General features: G+C 44.4%; 14 protein-coding genes. 9 read left to right on the top strand and 5 right to left on the bottom strand.

What is annotated here, in order from left to right; all coding sequences use genetic code 11:
* Positions 1 to 769: 769 nt before the first annotated feature.
* Positions 770 to 1,060 carry a hypothetical protein gene (locus EYW48_RS06480; RefSeq protein ID WP_053310336.1) on the top strand — a complete coding sequence of 97 codons (291 nt, stop codon included), beginning with the start codon at positions 770 to 772 and terminating at the stop codon, positions 1,058 to 1,060.
* 6 nt (positions 1,061 to 1,066) lie between these two features.
* Positions 1,067 to 1,510 (top strand): YaiI/YqxD family protein, encoded by a 444-nt coding sequence (locus EYW48_RS06475; protein WP_053310461.1) that lies wholly within the window; start codon positions 1,067 to 1,069, stop codon positions 1,508 to 1,510.
* A 59-nt stretch (positions 1,511 to 1,569) separates the two neighbouring features.
* Here the strand turns inward: EYW48_RS06475 and EYW48_RS06470 are convergent, their stop codons facing one another.
* Both EYW48_RS06470 and ykgO read right to left on the bottom strand, forming a co-directional pair.
* Positions 1,570 to 3,156, bottom strand: a complete 1,587-nt coding sequence (locus EYW48_RS06470; protein ID WP_176313170.1) for an AbgT family transporter — start codon at positions 3,154 to 3,156, stop codon at positions 1,570 to 1,572.
* 240 nt (positions 3,157 to 3,396) lie between these two features.
* Positions 3,397 to 3,522, bottom strand: a complete 126-nt coding sequence (ykgO, locus tag EYW48_RS06465) for a type B 50S ribosomal protein L36 (protein WP_053310338.1) — start codon at positions 3,520 to 3,522, stop codon at positions 3,397 to 3,399.
* Between the two features lie 208 nt (positions 3,523 to 3,730).
* Between ykgO and tsaA the strand changes: the two genes are divergently transcribed.
* The 5 genes from tsaA (at position 3,731) to EYW48_RS06440 (ending at position 7,661) form a co-directional block, all read left to right on the top strand.
* The gene (tsaA, locus tag EYW48_RS06460) at positions 3,731 to 4,426 is read left to right on the top strand and encodes a tRNA (N6-threonylcarbamoyladenosine(37)-N6)-methyltransferase TrmO (RefSeq protein WP_176313171.1); all 696 of its coding nucleotides are present in this window, start codon (positions 3,731 to 3,733) and stop codon (positions 4,424 to 4,426) included.
* A 123-nt stretch (positions 4,427 to 4,549) separates the two neighbouring features.
* The gene (locus EYW48_RS06455; protein WP_277432025.1) at positions 4,550 to 6,265 is read left to right on the top strand and encodes a proline--tRNA ligase; all 1,716 of its coding nucleotides are present in this window, start codon (positions 4,550 to 4,552) and stop codon (positions 6,263 to 6,265) included.
* A 248-nt stretch (positions 6,266 to 6,513) separates the two neighbouring features.
* Positions 6,514 to 7,155, top strand: coding sequence for a tellurite resistance TerB family protein (locus EYW48_RS06450; protein ID WP_277432024.1), 642 nt, complete (start codon positions 6,514 to 6,516; stop codon positions 7,153 to 7,155).
* 108 nt (positions 7,156 to 7,263) lie between these two features.
* Positions 7,264 to 7,470 (top strand): YaeP family protein, encoded by a 207-nt coding sequence (locus EYW48_RS06445; protein ID WP_053310342.1) that lies wholly within the window; start codon positions 7,264 to 7,266, stop codon positions 7,468 to 7,470.
* Positions 7,470 to 7,661, top strand: coding sequence for a DUF4250 domain-containing protein (locus EYW48_RS06440; protein WP_171980241.1), 192 nt, complete (start codon positions 7,470 to 7,472; stop codon positions 7,659 to 7,661). The genes EYW48_RS06445 and EYW48_RS06440 overlap by 1 nt, the downstream gene beginning before the upstream one ends.
* A gap of 101 nt (positions 7,662 to 7,762) precedes the next feature.
* Here EYW48_RS06440 and EYW48_RS06435 read toward each other — a convergent pair whose 3' ends face one another.
* Together EYW48_RS06435 and purL are read right to left on the bottom strand one after the other, a co-directional pair.
* Complete coding sequence (locus EYW48_RS06435) at positions 7,763 to 7,996, bottom strand: DUF3622 domain-containing protein (protein ID WP_053310344.1); 234 nt, start codon at positions 7,994 to 7,996, stop codon at positions 7,763 to 7,765.
* Between the two features lie 266 nt (positions 7,997 to 8,262).
* Entirely contained in the window at positions 8,263 to 12,159 is a 3,897-nt protein-coding gene (gene purL / locus EYW48_RS06430) for a phosphoribosylformylglycinamidine synthase (RefSeq protein ID WP_277432023.1), read from the bottom strand.
* A 313-nt stretch (positions 12,160 to 12,472) separates the two neighbouring features.
* Between purL and mltF the strand changes: the two genes are divergently transcribed.
* Positions 12,473 to 14,005, top strand: coding sequence for a membrane-bound lytic murein transglycosylase MltF (gene mltF / locus EYW48_RS06425; protein WP_171980239.1), 1,533 nt, complete (start codon positions 12,473 to 12,475; stop codon positions 14,003 to 14,005).
* 203 nt (positions 14,006 to 14,208) lie between these two features.
* Positions 14,209 to 14,343, top strand: a complete 135-nt coding sequence (locus EYW48_RS06420) for a hypothetical protein (RefSeq protein ID WP_255091331.1) — start codon at positions 14,209 to 14,211, stop codon at positions 14,341 to 14,343.
* Positions 14,344 to 14,386: 43 nt separating this feature from the next.
* Here the strand turns inward: EYW48_RS06420 and tadA are convergent, their stop codons facing one another.
* Positions 14,387 to 14,899, bottom strand: coding sequence for a tRNA adenosine(34) deaminase TadA (tadA, locus tag EYW48_RS06415; protein ID WP_053310347.1), 513 nt, complete (start codon positions 14,897 to 14,899; stop codon positions 14,387 to 14,389).
* Positions 14,900 to 14,931 lie beyond the last annotated feature (32 nt).

Here is a 14,931-nt window from a genome sequence, read left to right as displayed (position 1 = left end):
CTTTGCAAAAGAAGCCGAAAATTAAACCAAGCGGACGATGAAGTAATTGATCTAGATTATTTTTTAATCGTTATTATTATGATGTATCTATAAGAGTAATCGTTTTTGATGCAGTATCACATGTATAAGAAAAGCCTCAACACATAGGTGTCGAGGCTTATGATCTTACTCGCAGCAGTCCGGCTACTAATATCTGCTCCATGCATCATCCATAATAGTGGCTGAATTCCTCAGCGTATCCTGCTTCGCCGTCCTAGCGGTGTCCTATTCTTCCTGAGCACTTACTGTCCTAGCAAGCACACATCACTTGTTCCTTGAGCGGTGTCCCTGACATCATCCTGATGTTCGTCCTACCTCAAGCTAGAGGCGTTCCTAATCAATCCATTGCAATCTACACCCTGTAGATTGTCATATCCATATTCGTCCAGCATCCTGCTCGGTTACTTATCCTTAGTAACTGATCTTCATCCTGAAGTGCATCGTTCCTTGATGCTTTTCCTATTCTGCGTCAAACTCCCTTCGACGAAGTTAAATTTACCCGTTTACCAAAGAGAAACAATGCTCGCCTAACTATATATTTTTAAACAACCTAAACAAAAAAACACCAATCCATTTAAATTCAATAAGTTAACAAAACAAAAATAGCTAAATATCCATTTGAAAACGTAATTTCTCACACTGAATGTAAGCGATCTCTTACAGCACTTAGCTACTTTTGCGATGCTCAAATAAAAGGTAACATTGCCACAACCCACGATAAGGACAAAATATGCTCACAAAAGATGTTTCGCAAGAACTAGAAACCGTATTCGCAAGCTTACATCAACAAGGAAAAGAGCCGACAGTTGCGCTGGTTAAAGCTCGTTTAACCACATCCATTCCGATGCCTGCGATTATTGCTGCAATCAAAAGTTGGAAGAACGCACAACGCATTCCTAAGATTGAAGTGGCAACCAAGCAGAGTGATAGCGATAGAGTGGCAAAATTAGAGTCGCAAGTGGCTGATCTTTTAGCTAGAGTCGCCACACTTGAAGCTCAATTAGCCGATAAAGAGAAGTAAATAATGATGAAAATTTGGGTGGATGCCGATGCGTGTCCGAAAGTGATTCGAGAAACCATCGTGCGAGCTGCTGAAAGAACTGGGGTTGAATGTACATTTGTCGCTAACCACGTTGTACCAGTCCCTAAGCGTGCCAACATTCATTCATTGCAAGTTCCAAGCGGTTTTGATATTGCCGATAATGAAATCGTAAGACGAGTTGAAGTGGGAGACTTAGTCATCACTTCCGACATCCCTCTCGCCGATGAAGTCATCACCAAAGGTGGTTTAGCGTTAAGTTCTCGGGGTGAGCTCTACACCAAAGATACCATCAAAGCACGCTTGAACATTCGTGATTTTATGGAAACCATGCGCTCAAGTGGTATTCAAACTGGTGGACCGAATGCGCTCTCTCAAACCGATAGACGTGAATTTGCGAACCACCTTGACCGTATTTTAGCCAAGCGATGAATCATACATTCAAAGAAAAAAAACCTGCGATAATCGCAGGTTTTTTTAAGTACATTGAGTTAAGGGGTATAAAACGTTGCAGCGCCAGGTCCAACAGGAAGGCCCAATAGGAACACCCAAATGTAGAACAGCAAGCTCCAACCCACCATAAAGCAGATTGAATATGGCAGCATGGTGGCAATCAAAGTACCAATGCCCAAGTTTTTCATGTAACGCGTCGCGACAGCCAAAATAAGACCAAAGTAGCTCATCATTGGGGTAATAATATTGGTAGTTGAATCACCAATACGATACGCCGCTTGGATAGTTTCTGGCGCGTAACCCACTAACATCAACATAGGCACAAAAATTGGCGCAGTTACCGCCCACTGAGCAGAAGCCGAACCAATCATTAAATTGATAAAGCCACACATCAAAATAAAGGCAAAAAACAGCATGGGTCCAGTCAGGCCAATATTTTGCAAGAAGTCAGCACCAGCAACCGCAACGACTTGGCCAAAGTTGGTCCATTTAAAGAAAGCAACAAACTGCGCGGCAAAGAATACCAACACGATGTACATGCCCATTGAAGACATCGATTTAGACATTGCATCAATGACATCACGATCATTCTTCATGGTGCCAACGACCTTGCCATATACAAAGCCTGGAATCGCGAAGAAAACAAAGATAAACGCCACGATACTCTTCAAAAATGGAGAGCCAGAAACCGTCCCCGCAGCAGAACGCAGCACGCCATCAGCAGGGACAATTGTCCAAGCCAAAATAGCGCTGACAACCAATACCGCGATACCCGCCAGCTTGAGTCCTCTCTTCTCTACAGCAGTCAAAGCGCCCATTTTATCTTGTGTAAGATCTTCAGAGGCTTCTTCATCACTGTATTTTCCAAGCTTGGGTTCAACGATTTTTTCAGTAACAAAAGCACCCATACCTGCAATAAAGAAGGTAGAAACAAACATGAAATACCAGTTTACTTCAGGGCCAACTGAATAATTTGGATCTATCATTTGTGCAGCGGTTTCAGTAATACCTGACAGCAGCGGATCCACAGTACCAATCAGCAAGTTAGCTGAATATCCACCGGAAACACCCGCAAAAGCAGCCGCAAGGCCCGCTAATGGGTGACGACCTAAAGAATGGAAAAGCATCGCTGCAAGTGGAATTAACACAACATAACCTAACTCAGATGCAGTGTTTGAAATAATACCAGCGAAGACAACTGTGACGGTTACCATACGCTTCGAAGCACCCATCACCAAACCACGCATTGCAGCAGACAATAGACCTGAATACTCCGCAATCGCAACACCTAGCATAGCCACCAATACCGTGCCTAAAGGAGCAAAGCCAACAAAGTTTTTAACTAGGTTAGTCACGATCAGTTGTAAGCCTTCAGCATTAAAAAGACTCACCACATGAATCATACCATCAGCCGCTCGACCCGCTGCACCTTCTGGGCGAGGGTCAACAACCGAAACACCAAAGTATCCTGCGACACCTGACGAGATAAGTATTGCCACACAAAAAATGGCAAATAAAGTGATTGGATGAGGTAATAAATTCCCCAAATATTCGACGCTATCCAAGAAACGAGTAAATAACGGTTTCTTAGGCGCATTTTGCTTAATTGAAGCTGATGAGCTCATCAGTTCCCTCCTTGTAGTTATCCCTGTGCTTTCATGATAAAAACATCAAAAAGCCGCAGAAGATTACTCGAGAGAAGCGCGCAATTGAAATTGAAGGTGTTACAAAAGTTTACAAAACCACCTACATTAACTATTTTCACGTCAATTTTCAGATAATTCAACAACCAATATATATAAATACAAACAAATGGATAACCAGCACCAATCACTTGCTGAAAAAATACGACCGGTCAGTACACTCTAACGTTGCACTGCTTTAAATCGTGGGTTCGATTTACAAATGACGTACATACGACCACGACGGCGTACAATTTGACAATCAGGATGACGCGATTTTGCACTTTTGAGTGAACTTAAAACTTTCATTATGGATTCCTTACTTTGTGAACGAACTCGTTTTATCAACCATTTATTTTCTTAACCTAAAACGCTTTATGGCTGAACGATATGGATAACTGGCACTGAGTATCAATTGTTATGTTATAACATTTTAATTAATAATGATTATCAACAAGAAATGCAAGTACAAATGTGATATTTTCTTCTTCTATTCAAACAAACGTGAATGACTTGCATGTATACCATCGACCCAATTGGCATAATCGAAAGCCCGTATAAAGAAAAATTTGCAGTTCCTCGTCAGCCGCGCTTGGTGCCTAGTGCCACCGCCAGAGTTAAGCTAACGGGCGATGCTAACTGCTTAGAGGCCGTAAGAGGAATTGAGCAATTCAGCCATATTTGGCTCCTGTTCTTGTTTGATCGGAATTTAGACGCAGGATGGAAACCAACCGTACGCCCGCCACGATTAGGGGGCAATGAACGGATGGGCGTTTTTGCTTCGCGAGCGACCTTTCGCCCCAATGGCATTGGTATGTCCGCGGTTGAGCTAAAAGGTGTGATTAAACAAGGTGAACATGTTTACCTTGAATTAGGCAGTGTTGATTTAGTCGATGGCACGCCAATTATCGATATCAAACCGTATATTCCCTATTCTGACTCGATTGAGAACGCGGTGGGTGGTTATGCAGAAAAAGCGCCCGATAAAATCAACGTCATTTTTAGCACACCCGCATCGGTAGTACTTGAAAAACACTCAAACTATCACATGGTCAAGGCGGTCATTGAGCAAGTGCTCTCGCAAGATCCTCGCCCCGCTTATAAAAAAAACAAGCAAGATGACAAAGAATATGCGGTAAATCTGTTCGATCTGAACGTAAAATTCACCATCACAAACAACTTAGTGTCAGTAACCGTAATAGAACACTTTTGACAAAGGCGATTGGCTGATATTATACACGGCTAAACCGAATCCCCTTTTCTGGGGTATCCCTATGCAGAGCTTGGTTTTTCCAACCAAACAAAGCAGTTAATTTATGATGGACGGATATAATTAATGCGTACCAGTAAATATCTTCTTTCAACCTTGAAGGAGACCCCAAACGACGCAGAAGTCATTAGCCACCAGCTAATGCTACGTGCAGGTATGATCCGTAAGCTAGCTTCAGGTTTATATACTTGGCTACCTACTGGTCTACGTGTGCTGCGTAAAGTCGAAAACATCGTTCGTCAAGAGATCGACAATGCAGGTGCGATTGAAACCTTGATGCCCGTTGTTCAGCCGTTTGAACTATGGGAAGAGACAGGCCGCTCTGAAAAAATGGGCGCTGAGCTACTTCGTTTTACTGACCGCCATACTCGCCCGTTTGTACTTAGTCCGACAGCTGAAGAAGTGATCACCAGCCTTGTGCGTAATGAAGTTAATTCATACAAACAGCTGCCACTGAACCTGTACCAGATCCAAACAAAATTCCGTGATGAAAGACGCCCACGTTTTGGTGTGATGCGCGCACGTGAATTCTCGATGATGGATGCATACAGCTTCGACATCGACAAAGACGGGCTGCAAAAATCGTATGACATCATGCTTGATGCTTACTGCAAAGCATTCGACCGCATGGGGCTTGATTACCGTGCAGTGTTGGCTGATAGCGGTGCTATTGGCGGTAGCGGCTCTCAAGAGTTCCACGTACTGGCAGAAAGCGGCGAAGACCTCATCGCCTTCTCAACCGAGTCTGACTACGCAGCGAACATCGAAAAAGCAGAAGCAATTGCACCAGCCATTGAACGTGCCGCTCCAACGCAAGAGATGCAATTAGTCGACACACCAAATGCTAAGACAATTGCAGAGCTTGTTGAACAGCACGGCCTTGCTATCGAAAAAACAGTAAAAACGTTATTCGTTAAAGCGTCAGATGAAATCGATGCCGACATCATCGCATTAATCATCCGTGGCGATCACGAGCTTAATGAAGTGAAAGCGGAAAACTTAGCCGAAGTCGCCTCTCCTTTGGAAATGGCAACAGAAGAAGAGATCCGCGCACTGATCGGCGCAGGCCCTGGCTCTTTAGGCCCTGTAGGTTTAGAGCTGCCATTTATTGTTGACCGTACTGTAGCGGTAATGAGCGACTTTGGCGCAGGTGCTAACGTAGACGGTAAACACTATTTCGGGATTAACTGGGGTCGTGACGCCGAACTAGGTCAAGTCGAAGACTTACGTAACGTTGTTGAAGGCGACCCAAGCCCATGTGGCCAAGGCACCATCTTGCTAAAACGTGGTATCGAAGTCGGTCATATCTTCCAGTTAGGTACTAACTACTCTGAGAAGATGAACTGTGGCGTACTAGATTCAAACGGTAAGAATGTCATCCTAGAAATGGGCTGTTACGGTATCGGTGTTTCACGTGTTGTTGCTGCTGCTATTGAACAGAACAACGACAAATTCGGCATTATCTGGCCTGATGCGATCGCACCTTTCCAAGTCGCGATCGTACCAATGAACATGCACAAGTCTGAGCGAGTTCAGCAAGCGGCTGAAAAACTATACGCAGAACTGTCAGCGGCAGGGATTGAAGTATTGTTTGATGATCGTAAAGAACGCCCTGGCGTGATGTTCTCGGACATGGAATTGATCGGTGTTCCTCATACCATCATTATCGGTGATCGCAGCATGGACGAAGGCAACTTCGAATACAAGCATCGCCGTACGGGTGAGAAATCAACTATTGCGATGGATGGTGCGGTTGAGTTCATCCAATCTCAACTTGCCTAACATCATAGCTATTGCTTGAAAGGTTGCCTTTATGGCAACCTTTTTTATTTGTGCCATTTATTAATCTTAGATTCATCATTGCTACTTTATTCTATTCTCTATACCCAAACCACTTGAAGTTGCAGGTAGGCGGCAAGTGAGTTCATCCCCATGAGCATAGATAAACTATGTGATTGGGGGGGGAGTGAACGTAGCCAACACCGCTACCACTTCAAGTCGGAAGGATATACTCATAAAGGAGGTGTCATATGGATCTAAAAAGTCTTCTCAACCAAGCACTCAATTCAGATATTGTTAAGCAAGGGTCAACTCAGCTCAGTTCTATCACCCAAGACAGCAGTAAATTGAAAACCTTAGGCGCAGGAGCCGTTGGTGGGGGCTTGATAGGTTTATTAATGGGTTCAAAGAAAACAAAAAAAATAGGCAAAAAAGTACTTGGTATTGGTGGCGCAGCAGCACTTGGGGCGCTGGCTTATAAAGCCTACAACGACTGGCAAGCAAAGCAGGCGACAACTCAACCTCAAGCCACATTTGATCCCGATGATTCAAACCACAGCGTACTCATTTTAAAAGCGATGATTGCCGCTGCAAAAGCCGATGGTCACGTTGACGAACAAGAGATGAGTAAAATTGAGCAAGCGATAGTTGAAATGGGAGCTGATGCTCAGCTTCAACAACTCGTTAAAAATGAATTACACAAGCCATTAGACCCTGCGGCTATTGCTCAGCTAGCCACAACACCAGAGCAAGCCAGTGAACTTTATCTCGCTTCACTACTGATTGCTGATGAACAAAACTTCATGGAAAAAGCATACTTAAATGAGTTAGCTAAACAGCTTCGCTTGGCTGATGATCTTGTCTTAGCTCTTGAGCAGCAAGTCAACGCTTAAACTTTCGCCATTTAAAACCAGAGCTTGCGCAAGAGCAAGTTCTGGTTTTGTCTTTCCTAAAATCAATGTGTATATTGAGAGCAGTTATCATTTATTAGGATTCAGACCATGCAAGTTTACGGTTGTTGTGATTTAGTACGTGAGCTTTACGCTCAAATTGGCAGTGGTGATCAAGCCTATATTCCTCAAGCTATTTCTTGCGCTGTTAAAGCACTTAATGATGTAGCAGCCAACCAATCGTTACCGAAGGAAGTGCGAGAGCAAGCAGCCTTTGCTGCTGCGAATCTGTTAATTTCAGACTTTGAGGATAAGTAATGAACTTAGCAAATTTTGCTTCGATGGATCCCATCATGTTGATGAGTATCGTAAACATGAAACTGCGTGATGACTTTAGTGGTGATCTTGACAAACTGGCCAGCTACTTTGATATTGATCGCGCCGCATTAGAGGCTCGTCTTGCCAGTGCTGGCTTTGAATTTCTAACCGAGGTTGGTCAATTCAGATAGCTACTGACTAAATCGGCGCTTATAACTGAACGAAAAAAAGAACCCCGCTCATCGAGCGGGGTTCTTCATTGTTAGTACAGCATTATCTTTTTAATAAAGAATTACGCTTTTTTCTCTTTTCTTGATTCTGCTTTGCGTTCGTTACGCTTCACTTGGTTTTCAATAAAACCTGCTAGCTCTTTCTCAGCCCAAGTTTTCGCAAGCTCTTCGCTTTCAAAACCAGTTTCACGCTTTGATACTGTGCTTCTATGAGCGGTTACTTGACGAACAATTTCAGCCGCCCAACCATTACGTTTTTCAGTCACACGGATAGTGAATTTTTTACTTTCAGACATTTTCGTTTTCCTAAGGGAAGAATAAGGGATTACTCATCAACGTTAACCATAATCATCACTGTAAGCCAGATATTGATTACGATTGGTATCACTCCACTCAGTAGAGTATGTTGAACACCATCCCTTGGTAAGCGCGGCATTAGAGCATAAATCACAGATCTTTTCCGCATATTTTACAAAATTTTCGCTCACAGCATAAATAAGAAAAGCCGCTGAAATGCAGCGGCTTTAATCTTATCAGTCAAATCACGAAATGAATGACATCATTAACCCAGATTTTTACGTGCATTTTGGAACATACGCATCCAAGGGCTGTTTTCACCCCATGAATCCGGATGCCAAGAGTTCGCGACGGTACGGAACACGCGCTCTGGGTGTGGCATCATAATAGTAACGCGCCCATCGGTTGTGGTTAAGCCCGTAATCGCGTTTGGTGAACCATTCGGGTTATTCGGGTATTGCTGAGTAACTTGACCATTATTGTCGACAAAACGTAGTGCAACAGTAGCTGATTGTTCAATAGCTGCAAGATGCGCCGTATCACGCACTTCGACACGACCTTCGCCATGAGAAACCGCAATTGGCATACGTGAACCAGCCATTTCATTGAAGAACAATGAGTCTGATTTTTGTACTTCGACTAAGCTAAAACGAGCTTCGAAACGCTCTGATTCATTGCGTACAAAACGCGGCCACAAATCTGCACCTGGTATCAACTCTTTGAGGTTAGATAGCATTTGACAGCCATTACACACACCTAATGAGAACGTATCTTCACGCTTGAAGAAGTTTTCGAACTGATCACGTGCTTGTGCATTAAACAGCACTGATTTAGCCCAACCTTCACCCGCACCCAATACATCACCGTAAGAAAAACCACCACATGCCACAAGGCCTTGATACTCTTCTAACGCCGCTTGACCAGTTAAGATATCGCTCATATGGATGTCGGTCGCTTCAAAACCAGCACGGTCGAACGCCGCCGCCATTTCGACATGAGAGTTCACACCCTGCTCACGTAGAATCGCCATTTTCGGTTTAGCACCTTTAGCAATGTATGGCGCGGCAATATCTTGGTTTACATCAAAACTCAATTTAACGTTTAGACCTGGGTCAGAGTTGTCTTTCTTCGCTTCATGCTCTTGGTTTGCACATGCTGGGTTATCACGTAGAGCTTGCATCTTGTGCGTAGTTTCTGCCCAGATAGTACGTAGCTCAGTACGATTACGCTCTAAAACTACTGTGTCGCCAGAGGTAATCACTAGCTCATCAGACGCTCCAACGCTGCCGATAACATGTGAGCATGCTTCTAAGCCGTTTACTGCCAGAGTAGAAAGAACAGCATCTAAGTCGTCGTTCTTAACTTGAAGGACTGCACCTAGCTCTTCATTAAATAACACCGCCAATGCATCATCGCCTAGTGCAGCAATGTCGGCTTTCACACCACAGTGACCGGCAAACGCCATCTCAGCCAGAGTAACAAACAAACCACCATCGCCTTTATCGTGATAAGCGACGATTTGATCATTAGCGACCAGTGCTTGAATGCCTTCATAGAAGCCTTTTAGCTGGGCTGCGTTGTCAACGTCTGCGGGTTTATCACCAAGCTGCTTGTAAACTTGCGCCAGTGCCGTGGCACCTAAGCGGTTTTTACCATTACCTAGGTCGATAAGAACCAGCGATGTATCACCTTTATCAGTACGAAGTTGTGGCGTAATGGTCTTACGTACATCTTCAACACGAGCAAACGCCGTGATAACAAGAGAAAGTGGCGAAGTCACTTCTTTCTGCTCACCGTTTTCATCCCACTTGGTTTTCATTGACATCGAGTCTTTACCAACAGGAATCGTCAGACCAAGTGCAGGACACAGCTCTTCACCGACCGCTTTCACCGCTTCGTAAAGACCAGCATCTTCACCAGGGTGACCGGCGGGAGACATCCAGTTTGCTGATAGCTTAATGTGTTTGATATCACCGATGTTGGTTGCAGCAATATTAGTAATCGCTTCACCAACGGCTAAACGAGCTGATGCACCAAAGTCAAGCAAAGCTACTGGCGTACGCTCACCCATCGACATCGCTTCACCATGGTAAGTATCGTAGCTGGCTGCGGTGACTGCACAGTTTGCCACTGGCACCTGCCATGGCCCAACCATTTGGTCACGTGCAACTAACCCCGTTACCGTGCGATCACCAATGGTGATAAGGAAAGTTTTCTCGGCAACCGTTGGTAGGCGTAAAACACGATCAATCGCTTCGTTAAGTTCAATACCACTGCGATCGATGGCAGGGTTGTTTGCTTTTAACGTTTTCGCATCACGGTGCATCTTAGGCGTTTTACCTAATAGGATGTCCATTGGCATATCGATTGGCGTGTTGTTAAAGTGTGAATCTTCAAGCTTGAGCTCGCGTTCTTCTGTCGCTACCCCAACCACTGCATATGGTGCACGTTCGCGTTTACAAATTGCATCAAAGACAGCCATATTTTCAGGAGCAACAGCCATTACGTAACGTTCTTGTGACTCATTACACCAGATTTCTAACGGACTCATACCCGGCTCATCGTTTGGCACATCACGCAGTTGGAAAATACCGCCACGTTCGCCATCATCCACAAGCTCTGGAAGTGCATTAGAAATACCGCCCGCGCCCACATCGTGGATAAACGCGATTGGGTTTGCATCACCTAACTGCCAACAGCGGTCAATCACTTCCTGACAACGACGTTCCATCTCTGGGTTCTCACGTTGTACTGAAGCGAAATCAAGATCTTCTGCTGATTGACCAGACGCCATTGACGAAGCCGCTCCACCACCAAGGCCGATATTCATAGCCGGACCACCAAGCACGATTAGGCTTGCACCGACTGGAATTTCTTTCTTCTGTACGTGCTCGTCACGGATGTTACCCATACCACCAGCGATCATGATTGGCTTGTGGTAACCACGTACCTCTTCGCCCGCGTGAGAGTTGACTTTCTCTTCGTAAGTACGGAAGTAACCAAGTAGGTTTGGACGACCAAATTCGTTGTTGAATGCCGCGCCACCTAGTGGGCCTTCTAGCATGATATCTAATGCGTTAACGATTCGACCTGGCTTACCAAAGTCTGTTTCCCATGGCTGTTCAAAACCTGGAATACGTAGGTTAGAGGTGGTAAAACCAACCAGACCCGCTTTAGGTTTACCGCCAATACCGGTTGCGCCTTCATCGCGAATTTCACCGCCAGAACCAGTAGAAGCACCAGGCCAAGGAGAGATAGCTGTTGGGTGGTTGTGTGTTTCCACCTTCATCAAAATATGTGCTTTCTCATGGCTGTAACCATATTGACGAGTTTCTGGATTTGGGAAAAAGCGTCCTACCTCTGACCCGACCATCACCGCAGCGTTGTCTTTGTAAGCCGATAGAACGTGATCTGGCGTCACTTCAAAGGTGTTTTTGATCATCTTGAACAGTGATTTATCTTGCTTTACACCATCAATGGTCCAATCAGCGTTAAAGATTTTGTGGCGGCAATGTTCAGAGTTCGCTTGCGCAAACATCATCAATTCGATGTCGGTTGGATTACGCTTTAGTTTAGAAACAAAGCTTTCGAGTAAGTAATCGATCTCATCCTCTGCCAATGCAAGGCCAAGGGTAACGTTTGCTTGTTCAAGCGCAGCGCGACCACCGTTTAATAGATCAACATCCGCAACCGGAGCAGGTTGTGCCACTTTAAATAGTGCATTGGCCGCTTCAAATTCTGTAAATACTACTTCCATCATGCGGTCATGAATCAACGATTGAATGGCGTTGATCTGTTCAGCAGAAAGCTCACCTTCAGACTCAATGTAATAAGCGGTACCGCGTTCCAAACGCTTTACATTAGCTAAACCACAGTTATGAGCAATATCTGTTGCTTTCGAAGACCAAGGAGAAATTGTGCCCGGGCGAGGAGTAACAAGCAGGAGAAGACCTTGTGGTTCATGCTCTTGAATGGTTGGGCCGTAAGTAAGAAGCTTCTCTAACTTTTCAAGTGCTTGAGCGTCTAAATCTGCTGAGAGATCGGCAAAATGCATGAACTCCGCGTAAATACCAGAAACAGGTAATTGCTGTTCACGACAAAGTTCAACGAGTTTGTTAACACGAAACTCAGAAAGAGCTGGGGAGCCACGCAAAATTCTCATGTGCTTAGGTCTCTTATACAGTGGGTTGAGGTGTAATTGGAATGAACTCACAAAAACTTAAAATACAATAAGTTAAAACAATAAACTTGAATTCATACCAATTTAACCTCCAACTTTCGAGCGCATTATAAAGGAATTCTTTTTGTGACGTAACACCAAAAGCAACCGTTTGCGTCATTTTTTTTGTCAAATTTGAAATACACCCATATTCAGGCGGCAACCGACACTTTTGCAGCCATTTTTAATCTGGAACTTTGCCAATATGGCGGCCTTTGATATAAAGGTATCAATTGATGTAAGAGATCTCCCTTAAATGCCCAACTATTATTTAAATCAGCTTCATCGCTCACTACTTCTGTTACTACTCCCTTTGTTGATCGTTGGCTGCCAAATTGATTCCGATCCAAAAAGCGAACTCGATCATATTCGCGAACGTGGTGTATTACGTGTTGGTACGATTAACAATCAGCTTTCTTACTATATTGGTCCTGATGGCCCAGCAGGGTTAGATTACGAATTGGCTCGTGATTTTGCTAACGAGCTCGGCGTTAAATTAGAGATGAAACCGGCTTATCGCTTATCGAGCCTGTTCCCTGCACTCAAAAATGGCGAGATAGACATGATCGCCGCGGGTTTAAGTCAATCAACTCAGCACTTAAAAGGGTTTAGAGCAGGGCCAGCCTACTACTATGTCAGCCAGCAAGTGGTGTATAAAAAAGGCTTGTGGCGACCAAGAAACCTAAACCAGTTACTGGCAAAGCAGGCTGAGCTAATAGCAGAGAATCAGGGCAACGATATTTTTTCTATCGTCGAAGAGTCTCATTTTGAAAATACCTTAAATGCCATAAAGCAAGCTCATCCAGACTTTCAATACCGCGTTGATCGCAACGCAGATGTCACAGATCTACTCAAACAGGTCTCTGAAGGCAAATTGCGCTTCACCATGGCCGACTCGGTTGAAGTCTCGCTTTCGCAACGAGTGAACCCCGATTTAGCGGTTGCTTTCGAATTAACCGAAGATCAGCCGATTGCTTGGTACGTTAAACGTTCCGAAGATGAAAGCCTTTACGCTTTAATGATTGAATTTTTTGGCAACCTAAAACAATCAGGCCATTTAGCCGCCTTGGAAGAGAAATACATTGGACACGTTGGCACGTTCGACTATGTCGATACTCGCGCTTTCATACGCGCTTTAGATAGCCGATTACCTAAGTGGTCTCCTCTTTTCCAGAAATATTCAGATGAATTTGACTGGCGCTTAGTAGCCGCACTGGCTTACCAAGAGTCACATTGGAATCCACGTGCCAAATCGCCAACAGGGGTGCGAGGCATGATGATGTTGACTCTGCCTACCGCAAGAAGTGTTGATGTTGCCAATCGACTCGATCCTGAACAATCGGTGCGAGGTGGCGTCGAATATTTACGTAGAATGGTCAAACGAATTCCTGATTCAATTTCAGAGCATGAAAAGATTTGGTTTGCTCTTGCCTCTTATAATGTCGGTTATGGACATATGATGGATGCCAGACGCTTAACCAAGTTGCAAGGCGCTAACCCTGATTCGTGGACCGAGGTTAAAGAACGCCTGCCACTGCTGAGACAGAAAAAATACTTCAGCCAAACGCGTTATGGGTACGCAAGGGGCGATGAAGCAAAAGCATATGTGGAAAACATTCGTCGTTATTATCAAAGTATTATCGGCCACGTTGCTCAACAAAATGCGTCACAGTCAGAATCTGACACCGCTGATTTAGTCGTAATCACTATTGAAGATGAAACACTGCTTGATGATGCCGAAAGAGAAGCAGCTCAAGATGCAAAAGAGGCGAATAGCGCCCCGCAATAATGTATTCTGATTACTTCGTATGGACGAAAAATGCGCACTTGATTTTCAGGTGTGCAACCCATACATCAAATTGTGAGCCAGATCGTTTCACAAGTTTCATATTACGGTAACAATCAGGCTCTATAAAGACAGACTTACATTGTCAAAAGGCACCCTAAACGGTTAGGGATTATTGTCAAAACTTAGCAGTAGGAGGTTGTTTTATGCTTAAACGTAGAACGCAGTCAAAACACCTTAGTAAAACCGTATCAGCGAACCGCCGTAAGCGCATGTTGGCCAATAATAAAAAGAAAATTATTTGGCGTAATCGTGCATTTATGCAATTGCTCGCTTCTTAGATCAACCGGCAAACATCTACATCGCTAGATGTTTGCTAAAAACTCACTCTTTCTCTTGTTCTCTTTTTAACTTCTTCGCTGTTTGGATCTCTGCTCTTCTTCTCTTAAAAAAACTCTGTAACTGAGTTCGACACTCATCTTCTAACAACCCTTTTTCAATGGTTGCATAGTGATACGATGCTTGGCTTTCAAATAAATTCAGCACTGTACCTGCAGCCCCAGCTTTAAGATCTGGCGCACCATAAACAATGCGCTTTACTCGGCTATGCAGCAGAGCTCCTGCACACATAGGGCACGGCTCTAAAGTGACATATAACGTTGTGTCTAACAGACGATAATTACTGAGCACATGGCCAGCTTGACGCAATGCTTGAATTTCAGCATGAGCGGTTGCATCGTGGCTGCCAATCGAACAATTCCATCCTTCAGCAATGATCTCACCATTTTTGACAAGTACGGCCCCTACCGGCACCTCACCGGCTTGTTCCGCTATATCGGCCAACTCGATAGCACGGCGCATAAATTGATGATCTTGAGGAGTAAAACTCGTATTCATAGTTCGCGTATTTCTCTGTTATCGTTGTTAGG

Source organism: Vibrio sp. 1180_3, assembly GCF_029478545.1.
Lineage (GTDB): Bacteria > Pseudomonadota > Gammaproteobacteria > Enterobacterales > Vibrionaceae > Vibrio > Vibrio aestuarianus.
This window is presented reverse-complemented; position numbering and strand designations above follow the sequence as displayed.

Bases quoted from the DNA above. Each gene is read 5' to 3' on its own strand.
- EYW48_RS06445 (WP_053310342.1), top strand. From the start codon at position 7,264: ATGCAAGTTTACGGTTGTTGTGATTTAGTACGTGAGCTTTACGCTCAA.
- EYW48_RS06470 (WP_176313170.1), bottom strand. From the start codon at position 3,156: ATGAGCTCATCAGCTTCAATTAAGCAAAATGCGCCTAAGAAACCGTTA.
- EYW48_RS06455 (WP_277432025.1), top strand. From the start codon at position 4,550: ATGCGTACCAGTAAATATCTTCTTTCAACCTTGAAGGAGACCCCAAAC.
- tadA (WP_053310347.1), bottom strand. From the start codon at position 14,899: ATGAATACGAGTTTTACTCCTCAAGATCATCAATTTATGCGCCGTGCT.
- mltF (WP_171980239.1), top strand. From the start codon at position 12,473: ATGCCCAACTATTATTTAAATCAGCTTCATCGCTCACTACTTCTGTTA.
- EYW48_RS06435 (WP_053310344.1), bottom strand. From the start codon at position 7,996: ATGTCTGAAAGTAAAAAATTCACTATCCGTGTGACTGAAAAACGTAAT.
- EYW48_RS06480 (WP_053310336.1), top strand. From the start codon at position 770: ATGCTCACAAAAGATGTTTCGCAAGAACTAGAAACCGTATTCGCAAGC.
- EYW48_RS06420 (WP_255091331.1), top strand. From the start codon at position 14,209: ATGCTTAAACGTAGAACGCAGTCAAAACACCTTAGTAAAACCGTATCA.
- tsaA (WP_176313171.1), top strand. From the start codon at position 3,731: ATGTATACCATCGACCCAATTGGCATAATCGAAAGCCCGTATAAAGAA.
- ykgO (WP_053310338.1), bottom strand. From the start codon at position 3,522: ATGAAAGTTTTAAGTTCACTCAAAAGTGCAAAATCGCGTCATCCTGAT.
- EYW48_RS06450 (WP_277432024.1), top strand. From the start codon at position 6,514: ATGGATCTAAAAAGTCTTCTCAACCAAGCACTCAATTCAGATATTGTT.
- EYW48_RS06475 (WP_053310461.1), top strand. From the start codon at position 1,067: ATGAAAATTTGGGTGGATGCCGATGCGTGTCCGAAAGTGATTCGAGAA.
- EYW48_RS06440 (WP_171980241.1), top strand. From the start codon at position 7,470: ATGAACTTAGCAAATTTTGCTTCGATGGATCCCATCATGTTGATGAGT.
- purL (WP_277432023.1), bottom strand. From the start codon at position 12,159: ATGAGAATTTTGCGTGGCTCCCCAGCTCTTTCTGAGTTTCGTGTTAAC.